The following is a 19680-nucleotide window of genomic DNA, read 5'->3' as shown; positions in this document are numbered from 1 at the left end:
CTTTTATAAAACAATGCATATTATATAGTTTACCTATTTTTCTTTTATATACTTTTCCTCTTTCTATAATTATATAACTCATCTAATTTTCTATCCTCTTATACTATAAGAGGCTCTTCTTAGAGACTTTTCTACAATTCTATATAATACTAGTCCTATAACAGTATTTAAAGCAACTGAAGGCACTACAACAGTTAAAAACAATATAGAAAAGCTTGCTGGAAGTCCCACAATTATTTGAGCAGTTCCTAAAAATAAAACTCCACTTATTAAAGTTCCTAAAGGTAAAATAATTGCCATTAATATATTATTTCTCTTTTCTACTGATAATCTTCCTAATATATTAGATTTTTTTATTAAAGCTATAAATAAAAATACTATAAGTGCAGTAAAAATCTTATCTACTACGTTAGGTAATTGTCCACCTGGAAACTTAGTTGTCATAGCTGTAAATATCCCCATTAAAGTTCCTGAAACCATAGTTATCTTAAAGTTATCATTTAATATAATTATTATAAATAACATAGTAAGAGCAAAGTCTGGTTGCATTGGCAAGCCTAATACTGGTGTTATTTGATGTAATATTACTCCTATGGCTAATAATAAAGCATTTATTGTTATAAGTTTTGTATTATTTCTTACGTTCATTTTAAAATCCTCCTAATAATCTATTTTCTCCTCAAGGGAGTTTTTAACTTTAAATTTTCTATTTTCTTTTTATATTGATTTTTTAAACTTCATTTCATAATTAACTCCCCCTATCAAATTCAAACTCAATTACCATACTTAATAAGGTCCTAACTCCCTAATTAAATCTCTTAACTAAGACTAAACATAATATTTATTAGGTTATAGTAATAAAATAATAAATAGATTTATTACATTTTAAAGCTCCTTAATTCATAAAATAATCAATGCGTCATAATAATAAGTAGGTTTACTACTGTTTATAGAATTTAAGTGAGGGTACAAAAAGTTTAGTAATAAAAATGCTAAGTAGGTTTACTAATTAAGAAGTATATTACTCCCTCTTTTTAAAATTTTGTCTCATAAAAACAATAAAAACCTTTATTAATTATTAAAGCTTTCTATTTATATGAAACTATGTTTACTTATCTAAAGAACATTTAAAAATCAAAACTATTTTTAAACTTATCTGTATATTCTTAGTTCTATAAGATTTTACTCTTTAGCTAAATATAAGTTTTCCCCCTTTAGCTAAATGTAAGCTTTTTCTTTTTAGCTAAAAATATAAACTTTATCATTCAGCTAAATATATGGTGTTACTCCTTAGCCAAATAATTTCTAGTTTTATTTGTAACAAATAAAAAAACTCCGCCCTAAAAATAGGACGAAGTTGAATCCGCGATACCACCTAATTTATATTAGTATTGTATTTTAATTATAACTAAATAGACCTAGCTAGGGTTTTAAACTTAAAATACTTACTAATATCTCTCATTTTCAAGTACTAACATACTCTATCTGCTATAAGGTGCAGCACACCATTCCACTACTTTCTCTTAAAGAGATTTCATTTTATTCCTCCAAGGTCCATTCATCAAACTCTTTCTTGCCAAATTTCCACCACCATTGACTCTCTTTATTGAAACTAAGTTTAACTACTTACTCCTCTTCAAAGGATTATTTAATATTTTCTTTTTTCCTATATTACTTTATTAATGTATTATTTTCAATAGTTAAAATTATTTTATCGTTTATTATTATAATATAATAAACAAATGATAAATGTTACTTCCCTTTTGTTATACCCTCTATTTAAAATAAAAAATTTAATTTTCTTTTTATTTATTAAAGCTATTTATTTTTTATACAAACCTTTTGTTATTTTTACTTTTTCTTCTTTACTATTTTATTTGTTATTATTTACGAGTATATTATTTAAGAATAATCAATATATAAGTTGCTATTTATAATTAATATAGCTTTAATAAATCTTAAACTTTTAAAGTCATGACAACCTAAAAAATATTTATGTTCCACTAAAGTTATAAGACTTAAAATAACCTAATTATTTTTTTCTCATATTCCATATTATTTAGCTTTATTTATTCAAATAAAAAGTTCTATTTTCTCAATAAAAAAATACTATAAAACTAAATTTTAATATAGAAGTAATTTCTAATGTAGAACTAATTTTTAATATAAAACTAACTTATAAATATGCCAAAATAAAAAACCCCTAAGAAAACTTAGAGGTTTTTATCTATTAAACTTTTATTTTTACTCTTTAATATAATTATTTTGAAAGGTTGAAGAATGCATTTCTTCCTCTGTATTCAGCTACTTCACCTAATTCTTCATTTATTCTGATTAATTGGTTGTATTTAGCTACTCTTTCACTTCTAGCTGGAGCACCAGTTTTTATTTGACCTGCATTAACTGCAACAACTAAGTCTGCTATAGTTGTATCTTCAGTTTCTCCTGATCTATGAGAAACAACAGCTGTATATCCTGCTCTATTAGCCATTTCTATAGCATTTAATGTTTCTGTTAATGTTCCTATTTGGTTAAGTTTTATTAGAATTGAGTTAGCAATTCCTTTTTCTATACCAGTTTTTAATCTTTCTGTATTTGTAACGAATAGGTCATCACCAACTAATTGAACTTTTTTACCAAGTCTTTCAGTCATTAGCTTCCAACCTTCCCAGTCTTCTTCGGCCATACCATCTTCTATTGAGATTATTGGATATTTGTTAACCCAATCTTCAAAGAAGTCAACCATTTCAGCAGCTGTTAAAGTTTTTCCTTCATGCTCTAAAACATATTTTCCATCTTTGTAGTACTCAGATGAAGCTGCATCTATTGCTATGAAGAATTCTTTTCCTGGCTCATAACCTGCTTTTTCAATAGCTTCTAATATAACTTCTATTGCTTCTGCATTTGATTTTAAGTTTGGAGCAAATCCACCTTCATCACCAACACCAGTTGAGTATCCTTTTGAATTTAAAGTTTTCTTTAATGCATGGTAAACTTCTGCACAAGCTCTTACAGCTCTTTCAAAGCAATCAAAGCCTACTGGCATAATCATAAACTCTTGGATATCTACTGAGTTATCAGCATGGCTTCCTCCGTTTATTATGTTCATCATTGGAACTGGTAAAACTTTAGCATTTACTCCTCCAATGTATTGGTATAAAGGCATTCCTAAATAGTTAGCTGCTGCTTGAGCTACTGCTAAAGAAACTCCTAAGATTGCGTTAGCTCCTAATTTACCTTTATTTTTAGTTCCATCTAACTCTATAAGAGTTTTATCTATGTAAGCTTGATCTAATACATTTAATCCTATTATTTCTTCTGCAATTGTATCATTAACATTTGCTACTGCCTTTTCAACACCTTTTCCTAGGTATTTATCTTTATCTCCATCTCTTAATTCAACAGCTTCATATATACCTGTTGAAGCTCCTGAAGGTACTGCTGCTCTTCCAACTGTTCCATCTTCTAAATAAACTTCAACTTCTACTGTTGGGAAGCATCTTGAATCTAAAATTTGTCTTGCTACCACGTCAATTATTTCAATATATTGTTTCATCTTTAAATTCCTCCTTAAGAAAATTCAAGTTAATACTCAATTATTTTTTATTCTTTACTTTTCTAATAAATTTTATGCTTTAATTCTAATCTATTTTTCATATTAAAAATATGATTTAAATCACATTTATTGAAAATGATTATCATTTTTTGTCTTTTTAGAAAAATAATCCTTAAATACCTTTAAAATTTATAATTTATTAAATAAATCTCTATTATACTTAATAGACTAGTCTTTTATTATTAATTAACTATAATATTATTAATTAATACTACCAAAAAAATTTTTATAAAATCTTATTTTTTAAATTCAAATACTATTTAATTTAAATTCCTTAAAAGAAAAATGAGCTATTTAAAAGCTCATTTTTCTAATTTTAAAGTCCTTTTGTATTTGCTATTCCTGGTTCTTTAGCTGTATTACTTCTCTCATTAAATCCAGTTTTTGAATTTGAAGATTCAGCATTGTGCTGTTTCATACTTTGTTGTATTCCATTTAAGGTTTTTTTCTTGCTCATTTTCTATTCTCCTTGTCCTTTGTAATTAAGTAATTTAAATTCTAGTTTTATTATTTACACTTATAAAGGAATTTATAAATTAATTTTTAAATTTTACTTTAATATTATTTTGCAGAAATAATTTATATAAACTTAAGTTATAACTAAATAAAAAAGGCTCTCCTAAACAAGCTGAGTTATCAACTCTTTAGGACAGCCTTCTTTAAATTAGTGTTTATGACCTGCTACTGCATGATAGATATTTCCTTCATGAGAATGCATGTATTTTTGACATAAATCATAAATAGCAAATGGTAATATTAATGATATTACATAGCTTATAATAAGCATCCACATGTACTCATGTGATTGAACTACATTTCCTGCAATTGATGTAGGTGGAACAAAAGATATAAAGAATGCAAATATAGAAGTTGCAAGTCCAACTATGGCTACTATAATCTTAACTGGTTTTCCACCAGGCATTTGATAAGCTCCATTTAATCCTTCTCCTAATATAGCTTTTATATATCCTACAAAGAATAGAATATATCCACTTAAATAAATTACAACTGTTAATGACATTGCTGCTAAGAATGAAAGGTTACTTCCACCTGCTCCAAAGGTTAAAACAGCATCCCATATACTAACAATTATACCTTGTGCTATAACTAAGTAAACTGGTACATCATGTTCATTTGTTTTAGCCCATAATTTTGGAATAGCACCTTCTTCAGCTGCTATAATCATTCCTCTTGTTGGTCCTACAACCCATGAACTTACTTCTGCAATTACACCAAAGGCAAGTAATAAAGCTATTATCTTAACTAAAATTGTATTGTTAGCTGTAAAGTGACCTAATAAAACCGCAAAGGTTTGAACTACTCCAGCACTTAAATTTATTTGATCTTGAGGAATAACTGCTGCTATTGCAAGGCCTCCTAAAGTGCTAACAACGATTGCTACTATAACTAATAAAAGCATTGCTAATGGATATTCTTTCTTTGGATTGTCCATTTCATTTGCATGAGTAGCTGATGCTTCTACACCCATGTAAGATAATATAAAGGATACAAATACAACTAAGGTATTTACCTTTGTAAAGTCTGGAACAAAAGTATCTTTACTTGATATGTATATAGGGTTACCTTGAACTATATATACAAGAGCTAAGATTATTAAAATAGCTGCTGGTAAAAGTATTCCTACTATAAAACCTATCTTTGCTATTTTAGCAGTATATTTTGTTCCTCCAAATTGAGATAATGCTAAAATCCAAAAGATTACTAATACACCTATAAATTTTATCATTGGGTTACTATTTAGTGCTGGCCAGTCAAATACATATGATAAAGCCCCAAGGATGAAATAAATCATGGTTACAAATCCAACTGTTATTTCAAAGAATTCAAAAAATAAGTTTGCAAAACCATATTTTTTACCTAAGTTCTTTCCAGTCCAAGTGAAAACTCCACCTTTTTCCCAGCCATCTACTGTTGCCATTTCAGCAGCACATAAAGCAACTGGAATAAACCATAAAAAACCGCCTAAAAGTAGATAAAATACTAAGTGCAATTTAGATGTTGCAAAAGTAGGATATTCATATACAGCCATAACCATAGAGGCTGTCATTGCGAAGAATCCAAAAAGTGTCAATGATTTTTTTGTTGTTCCTTCTTGTTTCATTTAAATTCAACTCCTTTTAAGTTATTTGATTAGCTCAAATAAATTAAAAAGTTAGTTGCTTCAAAGAGAAGTAAGAAACTTTTAAATTTTTGAGTTATAAATATAGTTAACATTTTGTTAACGTTTTGTTTATATATATTATAACTCTTTACTTCTTATTTGTTAAATGTTTTTTGAAAATATTTCAAACTTCTATTATTTAATTTTAATCCTTAAAAATAAGACAAATTAAATGATTTAAATTACTATTAATATAAAATAAAGATATATTTTTTAACATATTGACTTTTCTTATATTAAAATTATTTTATAATCAATATTAATAATCAAATTTAAGTGTTAATAAAATAAATATTAATCTTAAAAGATGAAAGCCTTAAGCTTAAGTCATATAAATTTGAATATTAATAAAAAATAAATAGCAATTAAACCTTTATCTATAGAGCTTCCTTAATAAAAAAATAAAGACCTATATGAGTAATAAAATTACAAGTTCAAAACTTATTTTATTATAAAAAAATAGTATCCTTCATTAAGAAGAATACTATTTAAAATATATAACAAACTTATATTATTTGTTTAAAAGACATGTTCCAGTCATTTCTGATGGAACTTCTAATCCCATAACAGTTAACATAGTTGGAGCTATATCAGCTAATTTTCCACCATCTTTTAATGATTTTCCTTCAGCATCTTTTGATATCCATAAGAATGGAACTGGATCTGAAGTATGAGCAGTCATTGGTTTACCAGTTGAGTAATCTATCATTACTTCTGCATTACCATGGTCAGCAGTTATGAATAAAGTACCTTCTTTTTCTAATACTTTATCAGCTACTTTTCCTAAGCACTCATCAACAGCTTCTATAGCTTTAACAGCTGCTTCTTGTACTCCAGTGTGTCCAACCATATCTGGGTTAGCGAAGTTTAAGATTATCATGTCATATTTGTCTTGATCTAATCTATTTATTAATTCATCAGTTACTTCATAAGCACTCATTTCTGGTTTAAGATCGTATGTAGCAACCTTTGGTGAAGCTATTAATGCTCTATCTTCATTAGTGTTTGGTTGTTCTACTCCACCGTTAAAGAAAAATGTTACGTGAGCATATTTTTCAGTTTCAGCAATTCTTAATTGGTTTAATCCTTTAGATGCAACATATTCTCCTAAAGTATTTGTGTAACTTTCTGGTCTGTAAGCAACATCTACACACTCTAAAGTTTTGTCATATTGAGTCATACAAACAAAGTTTACGTGTAATTGCTTTCTTTCAAATCCTTTGAATTCTGGATCAACTATAGCTCTAGTTATTTCTCTAGCTCTATCTGGTCTAAAGTTGAAGAATATTACTGAATCTCCATCTTTAATTCTAGCAACTGGGTGTCCATCTTCTTCAATTACTGTAGGTAAAACGAACTCGTCAGTTTTGTTATCATGGTAAGATTTTTCTATAGCTTCAACAGCTGAAGAAGCTTTTTCACCTTCTCCTAAAGCCATAGCGTTATAAGCTAATTCTACTCTTTCCCATCTGTTATCTCTGTCCATTGCGTAATATCTACCACTTATAGTAGCTATTTCACCAACACCAATTTCCTTCATAGCATTTTCTAATTCAACTATGAAGTCTTTACCTGATGATGGAGCAACGTCTCTACCATCCATGAAAGCATGAACGTAAACTTTTTGAAGTCCTTTTTTCTTAGCTAACTCTAAAAGACCTTTTAAGTGATCTATGTGAGAGTGAACCCCTCCGTTTGATAATAATCCCATTAAGTGTAATGAAGTATTATTTTCTTTAGCTTCATCCATAGCTTTAACTAAAGCTTTATTTGTAAAGAAAGTTCCTTCTTTTATTTCTTTAGTTATTCTAGTTAACTCTTGGTATATTATTCTACCAGCACCTATATTTAAATGACCAACCTCTGAGTTACCCATTTGTCCTTCTGGAAGACCAACTTCTAATCCTGAAGCTTGTAATTCAGTGTGTGGATATTTATTAAATAATCTATCATAATTTGGTTTATTAGCAGCAGCTACTGCATTACCTTCTTTGTTTGGAGAAATTCCAAATCCGTCTAATATCATTAACATTACAGGTTTTTTACTCATAATAACCCTCCAAAAACTAAATTTCTATTTATACATTTATTATAATGTGTACCTAATTAAAAAACAATAGCAATAGACAATTGGTATTACTTGCCTATTGCTACTATTTAATTACTAATATTTATTAGTAGTTTACGATTTGAGCAAAGTCAGCTGCAACTAAGCTAGCTCCACCAACTAAAGCACCATCGATGTCTGATTTAGCCATTTGTTCAGCTATTGTGTTAGGCTTAACTGATCCACCGTATTGGATTCTTACTTTATCAGCAACTTCTTGTCCGAACATTTCAGCAACCATAGCTCTTATAGCAGCTATTGTTTCATTAGCTTGATCTGAAGTAGCAGTTTTTCCAGTTCCGATAGCCCAGATTGGTTCGTAAGCTATAACAACTTTCTCAGCTTGCTCTTTAGTTAATCCTTCTAAATCAGCAGTGATTTGAGCTTTTATAACGTCGTTAGTAGTTCCGTTTTCTCTTTGCTCTAAAGTTTCTCCACAGCAAAGGATTGGAGTTAAGTTGTGTGCGAAAGCAGCTTTAACTTTTTTGTTGCAAGTTTCATCTGTTTCGTTGAAGTATTCTCTTCTTTCACTATGTCCAATTATAACGTAATCTATGTTCATAGCTTCTAACATTCTTGGAGCTATTTCTCCAGTGAATGCTCCTTTTTCTTCAAAGTGCATGTTTTGAGCACCTACTTTTATGTTTGTTCCTTCAACAGCTTTTTTAACTGCATCTAAGCAAACGAAAGTTGGGCAAACAACAACTTCACATTTAGCATCTTTAACTAATGGCTTTAATTCTTCAACTAATTTAACAGCCTCGTCTATTGTATAGTGCATTTTCCAGTTTCCTGCGATTATTGGAGTTCTCATCTATATTCACCTCTATTAATATTTTAAATATTAAATAATATATATAAGGTTAATCCCCTATAATATACTATTTTTCTAAAAGCTCTGAAAATATTAAATAATAACCCTAATATTTTCTTAACTTTTAGTAAAACAAGGCTAAGATTCAATGAAAAATAAATTTCATTGAACTTAGTCTTATTTTTTTATAAAACAACAATCTTTATACTTCAATCTAAATATCTACTTTAAGGTTTATAATATTATTTATCGTTTAAAGCAGCTATTCCTGGTAATACTTTTCCTTCTAAGAATTCTAATGAAGCTCCACCACCAGTTGAAATGTGAGACATTTTGTCACCGAATCCTAAGATATTTACAGCAGCAGCTGAATCTCCACCACCGATTATAGTAGTAGCATCTGCTTCAGCCATAGCTTTAGCAACAGCTATTGTTCCTTTGTTGAAGTTTTCGAATTCGAATACTCCCATTGGTCCGTTCCAGATAACTGTCTTAGCATCTTTTATAGCTTCAGCGTAGATAGCTTCAGTTTTTGGCCCGATATCTAATCCCATGAATCCTTCAGCGATGTTTTGATCTTCTGTAACTACAGCTTCAATATCTTTGAATTCTTTAGCTACTCTGTGGTCTACAGGTAATAATAATTTAACACCTTTTTCCTCAGCTTTAGCTAACATTTCTTTAGCGTATTCAACTTTATCTTCTTCTACTAATGAACTTCCTACAGTATATCCTTGAGCTTTTAAGAATGTGTAAGCCATTCCTCCACCTATTATTAAAGTATCAACTTTTTCTAAAAGGTTGTTTATAACGTTTATCTTATCTGAAACTTTAGCTCCACCTAAGATAGCAACGAATGGTCTTTCTGGAGTTTCTACAGCATCTCCTAAGAACTTAAGCTCTTTTTGGATTAAGTATCCACATACTGCTGGTTTTAAGTATTCAGTTACTCCAACTGTTGAGCAGTGAGCTCTGTGAGCAGTACCGAATGCATCGTTAACAAACATTTCAGCTAAGCTAGCTAATTCTTTTGATAACTCTTCACCATTTTTAGTTTCTTCTTTTCTGTATCTTGTATTTTGAAGTAAAACTACGTCTCCATCTTTCATTTCAGCTACAGCTTTTTTAGCATTTTCTCCAACAACGTTGTCGTCAGCAGCAAATACTACTTCTTTACCAAGCATTTCGCTTAATCTTTTAGCTACAGGTGCTAATGAGAATTCTGGTTTAGCTTCTCCTTTTGGTTTACCCATGTGTGAGCAAAGGATTACTTGAGCGCCATTATCAACTAAGTATTTTATAGTTGGCATAGCTCCGTTTAATCTGTTTTCATCAGTTATAACACCATCTTTTAATGGAACGTTAAAGTCGCATCTTACTAATACTTTTTTACCTTTTACTTGAACGTCTTCTATAGTCTTTTTATTGAAGTTCATTATATTCACCTCTTAAATAATATTTTATAATTACCTTTAATATAAACAAAAATCATTTATATGTTAAAGTAGTCTGGCCTCATAGCTTTAACTATAAAACCAGACCCTTTTATATAATCAGTCTAAATATTTAATTTTAAAAATTACTTAGAAACTAAGCATTTTAAAGTTCTGATTAATTGGTTAGTGTATGAAGCTTCGTTGTCATACCATGAAGCAACTTTAACTAATTGTTGTCCGTCAACTTCCATTATTTTAGTTTGAGTAGCATCGAATAATGATCCGAAGCTTATTCCGATAACGTCTGATGATACTATTGGATCTTCAGTGTATCCGAATGACTCGTTTGAAGCAGCTTTCATAGCAGCGTTTACTTCTTCTACTGTTACTTTTTTATCTAAAGTACAAACTAACTCAGTTAATGAACCAGTTATTACAGGTACTCTTTGAGCGTTTCCGTCTAATTTACCAGCTAATTCTGGGATAACTAAACCGATAGCTTTAGCAGCTCCAGTTGAGTTTGGAACTATGTTAGCAGCAGCAGCTCTAGCTCTTCTTAAGTCTCCTTTTTTGTGTGGAGCATCTAAAGTGTTTTGATCGTTAGTGTAAGCGTGGATTGTAGTCATGAAACCTTTGTTTAATCCGAAGTTATCATTTAAAGCTTTAGCCATTGGAGCTAAGCAGTTTGTAGTACATGAAGCACCTGAGATAACGTCTTCGCTTCCATCTAATATGTCGTGGTTTACGTTGTAAACAACTGTTGGTAGGTCGTTTCCAGCAGGAGCTGAGATAACAACTTTTTTAGCACCAGCAGTTAAGTGAGCTGAAGCTTTCTCTTTTGATGCGAAGAATCCAGTACACTCTAATACTACGTCTACTCCTAATTCTCCCCATGGTAATTCAGCAGGGTTGCTTTTAGCAGTTACTTTGATTTCTTTTCCGTTAACTACGAAAGCTCCTTCTTTAACTTCTATTTCACCATTGAATCTTCCTTGTGCTGAATCGTATTTGAATAAGTGTGCTAAAGTCTTAGCATCAGTTAAGTCGTTGATTGCTACAACCTCAAACTCAGGGTTGTCGATCATTAATCTTAACGCTAATCTTCCTATTCTTCCAAATCCGTTAATAGCTACTTTTACCATTATAAATACCTCCTAAAAGATGTTGTTTTTTATATATAAAATATTTAAAAATATTTTAAACAAAGTTATTTTTAGAGATTTCATATTTTTTTATTCATCTCTATTTAAAAAATTTAAAATTTCATTAGCTGCTCCTTCATCAGTAATAAGAATGGCATTTTCATTGCCATAAACAGTAGTTAAAATAGCTTCTGCTTTATTCTTACCACCCGCTACAGCTATGTGATTTTTTATTTTTCTAAGATCATTTATTGTAACCCCTAAAGTTGGCATTACATAAACAACTTCTGACTTATCATTAAAGTAGCATCCAAAAGCTTCTCCTATAGCACCTAAATCTAATAACTTTATTATTTGATCTTTAGGCACCCCTCTTTTGTTAGCCATTTTTTTAGCTTGACCTATACCATATATTAGCATATCTGCATTCTTAATATTTTGTATAAGTTCCTTCATATCTTCCTGCTTCATTAAAGCATCCATTACTTCTTTGCTTATATTATCAGGAACATGAAGCATTTTATAGGTTCCATTTAACTTTTTAGCTAAATTCGCAGCTAATGTATTTGACTGCGTCTCAACCTTCTTACCCATACCACCTCTTGCAGGCACCACTAACACATCACGTAGGTTTGCCATTTCTGGTAATTCATCTATAACTTCTTTTACAGTAGTTCCACCAGTAACAGCAATAGTATAGCCATCTTTAATGATATTCTTAGAATAATTTGCAGCGGCTTTTCCAAGCTCTTTTATAGTGTTTTCATCCTCACTGCAATCTCCTGGAACAACAATTACATTTCTTACATGAAGCATATCACATAATTGCTTCTCAAGATTAGATAGCCCTTTTATTTCATGTATAAATCCTTTTAAAGATTCTAACATGAACTCTCCTTCTTGGGTTACAGACATACCTGGAGTGTTTATTTGTATAAGGTTTTGAGATTTTAAAAAACCTATTTCTGTTCTTACAATTCTTTCACCTAAATTTAAATTGTTTGCCAAAGCTCTTCTACCTATTGGCTGATTATAATAAATTGTTCTGATTATATTGTATCTTTTAACTAATAGTTCTACCATTTCAGGAACTATTATCTTTTGCAATTTTAAAATCTCTAGCAAATTTAACAACTCCTTTGGACACTCTAAGTCCCACTCGCTTCTCAAATGTCCCGCACGTTTATTATAAAACATATTAAGAAAAAATTAAAGGGTTTTTAGAAAATTTTTTCTTATTTTTTTAAAAAATATAAAAAAATATAGAGAGATTACCCAGTCTCTCTATATTTTTCACTCAAAATAAGCACTTTATAACCTCATTTACCACAAGATAGAAATTCTTCTCTTTTAAAATCTTTTTCTCTTGCTAGATGACTTTATGCCTAACTCTTCTCTGTATTTTGCTACAGTTCTTCTTGAAATAACCATTCCTTTTTCTTTTAGAATTTCACTTATGATTTGATCTGATAATGGCTTTGCTTTATTTTCTTCCTTAATTACTTCTTCTAAAGCTTTTTTTATATTTATAACTGTAACATCTTCTTCTCCGTCATTTTTTTCTTTATTACTTATTGAGTTTACAAAGAGATTCTTTATTTTTATTGTTCCCATAGAAGTTAAAATATACTTATCCCTTATAGCTCTTGAAATAGTTGATTCATGCATTTCTAATTGTTCAGCTATTTCTTTTAAAGTCATAGGCTTTAAATATTTCTCTCCCTTTTCAAAATAATCCTTTTGCTTTTCAAGTATTTTTTCAAGAACTTTGTATAAAGTACTTTTTCTTTGCTCTATACTTTTAATTAAAAACATAGCCTTTTCTATTTTTTCCTTTACATACTCTGTAGCCTCTTTATCATTAGTACTATCTTTTAATATATCTTTATATAAAGGATTAACTGAAAGCATAGGTAAAACTCCATCATTCATTAATATAAGAAATTCTCCATCTATCTTTCGTATTTCTGCATCAGGAATTATAAAACCTACTTCATCACCAGTGTAAAATCCTCTTGATGGCTTTGGTTCTAAAGTTTTTATTAAATCTCCATAATCTTGTGCTTTTTTAGGAGTAATTCCTAAATCCTTTGCAATAACTTGATATTTATTATCTGCTAAGTTATCTAAGTGATTATCTATAATCTCTTTAACTATAGGATCATTTTCACCTTTTCTTTCTAACTGAATTTCTAGGCATTCCTTTAAATCTCTTGCCCCTATACCAGCAGGTTCTAAATTATGAAGAACTATTAAAGCCCTATTAAAAGTCTCTTCAGAACAATCTAGCTCCCACATTAATTCTTCTTTTTTTATATCTAAATATCCCTTTTGATCTAAGCACTCAACCATATAACTACATACACTTCTCATATATTCATCTATTGGTAATTCTAATATTTGCCCTTCTAAATAATCTGTTAAAGATTCTGGCTTACTTATGAAAGTAAAAGGTGAAATTCCTTCTTGATCATATTCACCATAACTTTGAGAGCCATAGTTATCTGACTCTAAATATTTTACTAACTCTTTATATTCTAATCTATCTTGCTCTTTTGATACCTCTTTAGTATCCTCATACTGAGCTTCTAATACAGGATTTTCTGAAAATTCTTTTTCAATATATTCTCTTAAATCATATGTTGACATTTGCAAAAGTTTTATTGAAAGTTGCATTTGCTGGGTCATAATAAGCTTTTGCTCTTGAGTTAAATTCAAATTAAAATCCATTAACATATATATATCACCTAAAATTATCTAATTCTAATCTATTCACTTTTATCTTTTAACCTTTCTTATATAATTATCCATCAAATAAAATTATTTTTCAATAATTTAAAATTTTAGCTAATTATAAAAGAAAGGCATATACCAAAATAATTTTTAATAAAACTCTCACAAAAATTCTTAGAAAAATCTACTGATTCTAAGAATATTTCATAAGTTTTATTAATCTTTGATAAATGCCCTTACTATTTTTATATTTAATTTAAATAATATTTCCTATTTCCATTATAGAAGTCTTTATTTTGTTCTTTATATCTTCTAAAGAATTATTTTTGCAAATAAATAATAAAGCTGTAGCAGGTCCTGCTGATTTTCTTAAATAATCGCCTTCATAGGATAAGTTTATCCTTATTTTATTACTCTTTTCTAATTCACTTATTTCGTGAATAATCCCCTTTGATCCAATAGGTAATATATCTTTAACACTCTTATCATCTATTAAAATCTTAAAATCTTTAAAAGTAACAATTTCTCCAAGATTATTATTTATATCCTCTAAAACTTCTTGTCCAACTTTAGGTATTCCTAATAAACAAATGGAATCTCCCTTTTCAAAATTAACCTTTAATGTTTCTTCTTTTTCTCCTATTATGGTTAATCCTAAAAAAGTTTGAAGAGTTTTAAAGTTATCCTCTGTGCTTCCTGTTACACACTCTGATAAATTAGATTTTTCTTCAAAAAAGTTCTCAGCATTATACTCTTTTATGGCTCTATTAATGCCTTGTATTATTTTTTCTCCCCCATTATTCATAGACATACCCAAATTATTAACTATTACTAATGGTTTTGCTCTAAAAGCTAAAAGCTCAAAAAGACATACTCTAGCTGAGAAATATGATACAATCTCATTACTGGCTTTTACAAAATCTGCTTCATTTTCACCAATTCCACCACAACTATCGCAAGCTATTACTAGTTTATTTTTTTCATTTTCTAATACAGTTAAGTCTCTAAACTTATATATTTGCATTTTTTAGTCCCTTACTTACTATAAATGCTACAACTATATTAACTAAGCTTGCTAAAGTAAGTGGTAATCCTAAAAGTTTTAAAAAGTCTATTGGATTCATTCCTCCTAAAACAAAATACATAAATACTCCTGTTATTAAAGTAAATACTATTCCATTTAAAAGAGTACCAACAATTCCTGCTAAAACAACTTTTCCTCTATTAAATATTATTGATGTTATGTATACAACAACAAACATTTCTAATGCTACTAAAATATGTACTGGTAAACTTAAAGGAAATCCTGTTCTTAAAGCTACAAATAAATGAGCTAAAAGTCCTATTATCCCACCAACTACAGGTGATATTATTATTCCTCCAACAAAAGCTGGCATAGAATCTAATGCTATACTAGAGAATATAGGAAAGTTAGCTAATATAACACTTATTGCTATAAGTATAGCTGAAAAACATAAACTCTTAACATCTAATCTCTTTTTTTCCTTAGTAAAATTCATAATTATTTTACCCTCCTAATTAATATTATTTTCCTTCTCTCTAAATTATAAGGCACCTATTAACTAGCAAGTTATACTTTTAATATTAAATAAAATTTCATACCCAATAAAACATAAATTATAATTTCAATTTTTCATAATTATACTAAAATCTAATATCTTTGTATAACCTTAGAATAATTGATGCTTAATTAAATAGAGTTAAATAAAATGTTAATTTAGAAATTTTTATTTCTAATTAACCCTTAGAAAAGCTTATACATATTCTTTCTGTAAATATTCTTTCAAATAAAAAACTGGTAAGGATAACTCTCCCCACCAGTTAAAATAATTTACATACTTTTTAAACTTATATAATGCTTCCCTCCGAAACAATAAGAATAGCATACTAGGCAGGTCTCCTGGCTAATAAATCATCCTAAAACAATCCTTTCCATGACTATTTATCACAGTGGTCCTTTGTTCTCGTCCTTATCAACAGTAGCGGGGGCTGCAGTTTTTAACTTTCCCTATTAAGTCAATAAACACCTAATGCTCTTATTTTATTTTCACTTTATAATTACATAATTATATACATTTTGTCAACCTATGTATTATTATTTTTATTTAATATTAAAATTTTCAACCTCATCTAAAGTTTCTGGCACATTAAATTCTCCCTTTATAATAGCTTCTTTATATTGTTCTACTTTATCTAAAATTTCTTTAGAAACTAAATTACTAGTTGTTTTAGCCACCTCAATTCCATTATCCTTAAGCCCTATTTCCATCTTATTTTTTGGTCCAGCTTTAAAATCACTATTTATAACTTCCTTGGCTGTAGTATATACTGCTTCATCTAGATTCTTTATCATTGATGATAATATAACATCAGCATATTCTGGGAATCTTGCTGCCCAATCAATATCCACTCCAATAGCATACTTTCCTTTTTCCTTAGCAGCCTTAAAAACTCCTTCTCCTGCCTCTCCAGCTGATTCAAATATTATATCTGCTCCTTCATCATACATTTTTTTAGCTATATCACTTGCTTTCTTTTGATCATTAAAATTCCCAACATACTGAACTAAATTTCCTTCTTTTATATTTTTATATGCTTCCTCATTTGAAACCTTTAATCCAGCCATAAATCCTGATAAAAATGTTTCTATTAATTCTTCCTTTATTGCCCCTATAAAACCTACCTTATTTGTTTTAGTAGTATTACCAGCTATTATTCCCATTAAAAAAGCACCCTGTTCATCCTTGAAATCTATGGATTTTACATTTGGAAGATCTGATACAGTATCTACTATAGCAAAATTTTTATCTGGATAATCTTTAGCTACATTATTTAAACTCTCTAAAAATTTAAAGGCTGAAGCAAAAGTTAAGTCATTATTTTGAGCTGCTTCTCTAAGCCTCTTCTCATAATCCTCTGATGAATTAGTATCAAAAACTTCTATTCTAGCACCATATTCTTTTTTTATTCTCTCTAATCCATCTACAGCTAAATCAGTAAAATAATTTTCCTCATTAGAAAAGTCATCTTTTACTAAGGCAAAATTATAAACTTGTTTTTCTATAACATCTACTTTTTTTAAAGCTGATGAATTATTTGAACCACACCCAGCAATTATTGAAGTTATTCCTAAAAGCAAAGCCAAAGCTTTAAATGTTTTTTTTAATTTCATTTTTAGTCCTCCTATTTTTTTAGTCAAAATTATTATTTCTTTAAGTAAGAAAATTTATGTAAAAAAAAGAAACTCCCTTAGGAGTTTCTTTTAATATTCTTCTACATAAAATAATGCACAAACTTTAGGACCAGAATGGATTGCTACTGAACATCCTAGAGGAAGTTTTAAATATTCAATATTATTATTTTCTAAATATTCCTTTATAGGTAAGTAAATATCCTCATTTTCAAGTTCAACTAATATAATAGGCTCTCCTTCTTTTTTAGGGATTGAATCAAATTGCTCAATCATAGCCTTTACCATCTTTTTAGTTCCTCTTATTTTTCCTTGGACATTCATTTCACCCTCTAATACATTAAGCATAAGCTTTATGCCTAAAGCATTAACAAATAAAGCTTTTCCTTTTGAAAGTCTTCCTCCTCTTACTAAGTTGTCTAAACTTTCAAAAGCTATAGTACTTTTAATATGATTCCTGTATTCTAAAATTTCTTTTTCTAAATCCTCTAAAGTTATTCCTGCTTCTATTAATCTAGCTGCTTTTAATACAATTAATCCAAGTCCAACTGTTACATTTCTTGAATCTATTACAACTATATCATCACTTTCTAATTCAGCCTTAGCTAAACATGCTGATTGATAAGTACCACTCATATTAGATGATATATGTATAGATATAACTTTGTATCCTTCTTCTAAGTAACCTTTATATTTCTCTATAAATCTAGTTGGAACTATTTGAGCAGTAGTTGGAAGAGCATCTTCTCTTTCAATTCTTTCCATCATAGAGTCTACTTTTATTTCAACTCCATCTAAATAGCTCTCTTCTCCAAAATTTATTAACATAGGCATTACGTCTATGTCATACTTCTCTATAATCTCCTTAGATAAGTCACAGGTACTATCTGTTATGATCTTTATTTTATCCAAAATATATTTCCCCCTTATTTCATGTTTGGAAATCCAATTTGTCTTAAAGCTTCATAAGCTATAATAGCTACTGTGTTTGATAAATTCAAACTTCTAGTAGTTGTGTTTATCATTGGTACTTTTATTCCATGGTGAGCATTATGAACGTCCTCTGGAACTCCAGCTGACTCTCTTCCAAACATTATAAAAGCTCCCTCTTCATACTTTACTTCATCATAATGATCTTCAGCATGAGTTGTTGATAAATAAATCTTCTTATCTCCATACTTTTTCATAAAATCTTCATAACTTTCATGAATTTCAAGATCTAATTGACTCCAATAATCTAATCCAGCTCTTTTTAAATGTTTATCATCTATAACAAAGCCCATAGGTTTTATTATATGAAGCTTTGAATTTGTTAAAACACATGTTCTTGCTATATTACCAGTGTTTTGTGGTATTTCTGGTTGATATAATACTATATTAAGATTCACCTTTGTCCCTCCAAATAAATGTAAAAAATTATAAATTTTTAAGTTAAGTCACAAGTATATGATATTATCTAATGAAATAAAATGCAAGTTAATCATTCTTTAATACAAATTCATATATTACCTTTGCTACCCCATTTTTGTCATTACTTTCAGTTATATAATCAGCTTTTTCCTTTAAAGAATCTATGGCATTTCCCATAGCAACACCTAAGCCTGCATAAGTAATCATAGACAAGTCATTCTCATTATCACCTATACATATAATCTCTTTCCTTTTTATATTATATTCTTCTGCTAAAGCCTTCACAGCTCTTCCCTTTGATACCCCTTTATTATTTACTTCTAAAGCATATCTTCCTGATTGAGTTATTTCATAATTACCCTTTTTAACAAGCTCTTTCCTTATTTTCTTTAGCTTACTAGTATTCAATTCTATTATTATACACTTACCTATATTATTACTTTTAAAGACCTCTCTCCACTCTTCATTTTCTTTCATATAAATATTCTTAACCCTATATTTTTCAGGTATTTTTTTATTTAAAATAATATCGCATAAATGTTTCCTAAATCTTGATGGCCAATAAACCTTATCTTTTGAATGAAAACTAGGAACCCCCTTATATTCTTTACATATGCTCATAATATCTATGCATTGACTTTCATTTAAAACATCCTTTGATATTATAACTTCCTTATCCTCATCAATTACCCAAGCTCCATTATTAGCTATTACAGCACAGTTTACTCCTAAAAATTCTGAGAAATATATTGCATTTTTAGGATTTCTCCCTGTACATATTATTATATGTACTCCTTTTTCATAAGCTTTTTTTAATGCAATTCTATTTTCTTCACTTACAACTTTCTTTGAATTTAATAATGTCCCATCCATATCTATACATATCATTTTATATTTCATAAATTCTCCTCCCCAAATAAAAGGGGAGAGTTAATTTATTAACCTCTCCCCCTTTTATCATATTCAATTTGTTTTTATGATTTAATTTTTAAAATTAATTGTAAATACAATTCAAAAACTAAATAATAT

Annotated in this window: 16 protein-coding genes and 1 riboswitch; all 16 genes read right to left on the bottom strand. The window is 28.9% G+C overall.

Annotated features, from left to right (window positions below; all coding sequences use genetic code 11):
- Nucleotides 1-90: 90 nt before the first annotated feature.
- The 16 genes from ACYUCG_RS06260 to ACYUCG_RS06185 all read right to left on the bottom strand — a co-directional run bounded on the left by ACYUCG_RS06260 (nucleotide 91) and on the right by ACYUCG_RS06185 (nucleotide 19551).
- Nucleotides 91-648, bottom strand: coding sequence for a tryptophan transporter (locus ACYUCG_RS06260; protein WP_060796330.1), 558 nt, complete (start codon nucleotides 646-648; stop codon nucleotides 91-93).
- A gap of 1612 nt (nucleotides 649-2260) precedes the next feature.
- Nucleotides 2261-3556 (bottom strand): phosphopyruvate hydratase, encoded by a 1296-nt coding sequence (gene eno, locus ACYUCG_RS06255; protein WP_003460354.1) that lies wholly within the window; start codon nucleotides 3554-3556, stop codon nucleotides 2261-2263.
- 376 nt (nucleotides 3557-3932) lie between these two features.
- Nucleotides 3933-4073 (bottom strand): hypothetical protein, encoded by a 141-nt coding sequence (locus ACYUCG_RS06250; protein ID WP_003450461.1) that lies wholly within the window; start codon nucleotides 4071-4073, stop codon nucleotides 3933-3935.
- A gap of 207 nt (nucleotides 4074-4280) precedes the next feature.
- Nucleotides 4281-5738 carry a glutamate:gamma-aminobutyrate antiporter gene (gene gadC, locus ACYUCG_RS06245; RefSeq protein ID WP_240298312.1) on the bottom strand — a complete coding sequence of 486 codons (1458 nt, stop codon included), beginning with the start codon at nucleotides 5736-5738 and terminating at the stop codon, nucleotides 4281-4283.
- Between the two features lie 571 nt (nucleotides 5739-6309).
- Nucleotides 6310-7848 carry a 2,3-bisphosphoglycerate-independent phosphoglycerate mutase gene (gene gpmI, locus ACYUCG_RS06240; protein ID WP_060796332.1) on the bottom strand — a complete coding sequence of 513 codons (1539 nt, stop codon included), beginning with the start codon at nucleotides 7846-7848 and terminating at the stop codon, nucleotides 6310-6312.
- 124 nt (nucleotides 7849-7972) lie between these two features.
- A complete protein-coding gene (gene tpiA, locus ACYUCG_RS06235; RefSeq protein ID WP_003450470.1) occupies nucleotides 7973-8719 on the bottom strand; it encodes a triose-phosphate isomerase in 747 nt (248 codons plus the stop codon).
- Between the two features lie 242 nt (nucleotides 8720-8961).
- Nucleotides 8962-10155 carry a phosphoglycerate kinase gene (locus ACYUCG_RS06230; RefSeq protein WP_460268305.1) on the bottom strand — a complete coding sequence of 398 codons (1194 nt, stop codon included), beginning with the start codon at nucleotides 10153-10155 and terminating at the stop codon, nucleotides 8962-8964.
- A gap of 143 nt (nucleotides 10156-10298) precedes the next feature.
- Nucleotides 10299-11297 (bottom strand): type I glyceraldehyde-3-phosphate dehydrogenase, encoded by a 999-nt coding sequence (gene gap, locus ACYUCG_RS06225; RefSeq protein WP_003460339.1) that lies wholly within the window; start codon nucleotides 11295-11297, stop codon nucleotides 10299-10301.
- Between the two features lie 90 nt (nucleotides 11298-11387).
- The gene (locus ACYUCG_RS06220; protein ID WP_060796333.1) at nucleotides 11388-12422 is read right to left on the bottom strand and encodes a sugar-binding transcriptional regulator; all 1035 of its coding nucleotides are present in this window, start codon (nucleotides 12420-12422) and stop codon (nucleotides 11388-11390) included.
- A 225-nt stretch (nucleotides 12423-12647) separates the two neighbouring features.
- Complete coding sequence (rpoN, locus tag ACYUCG_RS06215; RefSeq protein WP_283677697.1) at nucleotides 12648-14033, bottom strand: RNA polymerase factor sigma-54; 1386 nt, start codon at nucleotides 14031-14033, stop codon at nucleotides 12648-12650.
- A gap of 253 nt (nucleotides 14034-14286) precedes the next feature.
- Nucleotides 14287-15054, bottom strand: coding sequence for a hypothetical protein (locus ACYUCG_RS06210; protein WP_283704496.1), 768 nt, complete (start codon nucleotides 15052-15054; stop codon nucleotides 14287-14289).
- Complete coding sequence (locus ACYUCG_RS06205; protein WP_139933419.1) at nucleotides 15041-15550, bottom strand: ECF transporter S component; 510 nt, start codon at nucleotides 15548-15550, stop codon at nucleotides 15041-15043. The genes ACYUCG_RS06210 and ACYUCG_RS06205 overlap by 14 nt, the downstream gene beginning before the upstream one ends.
- 374 nt (nucleotides 15551-15924) lie before the next feature.
- Nucleotides 15925-16097, bottom strand: a riboswitch (cobalamin riboswitch).
- 55 nt (nucleotides 16098-16152) lie between these two features.
- The gene (locus ACYUCG_RS06200) at nucleotides 16153-17223 is read right to left on the bottom strand and encodes a BMP family lipoprotein (protein WP_060796337.1); all 1071 of its coding nucleotides are present in this window, start codon (nucleotides 17221-17223) and stop codon (nucleotides 16153-16155) included.
- A 90-nt stretch (nucleotides 17224-17313) separates the two neighbouring features.
- On the bottom strand, nucleotides 17314-18153 hold the full coding sequence (locus ACYUCG_RS06195) for a DegV family protein (RefSeq protein ID WP_060796338.1): 840 nt from the start codon (nucleotides 18151-18153) through the stop codon (nucleotides 17314-17316).
- Between the two features lie 14 nt (nucleotides 18154-18167).
- Nucleotides 18168-18629 (bottom strand): tRNA (cytidine(34)-2'-O)-methyltransferase, encoded by a 462-nt coding sequence (locus ACYUCG_RS06190; RefSeq protein ID WP_003450463.1) that lies wholly within the window; start codon nucleotides 18627-18629, stop codon nucleotides 18168-18170.
- 88 nt (nucleotides 18630-18717) lie between these two features.
- Nucleotides 18718-19551 (bottom strand): HAD family hydrolase, encoded by an 834-nt coding sequence (locus ACYUCG_RS06185; protein ID WP_139933420.1) that lies wholly within the window; start codon nucleotides 19549-19551, stop codon nucleotides 18718-18720.
- Nucleotides 19552-19680 lie beyond the last annotated feature (129 nt).

It is taken from the genome of Clostridium sp. CTA-17, assembly GCF_054767895.1.
This window is presented reverse-complemented; position numbering and strand designations above follow the sequence as displayed.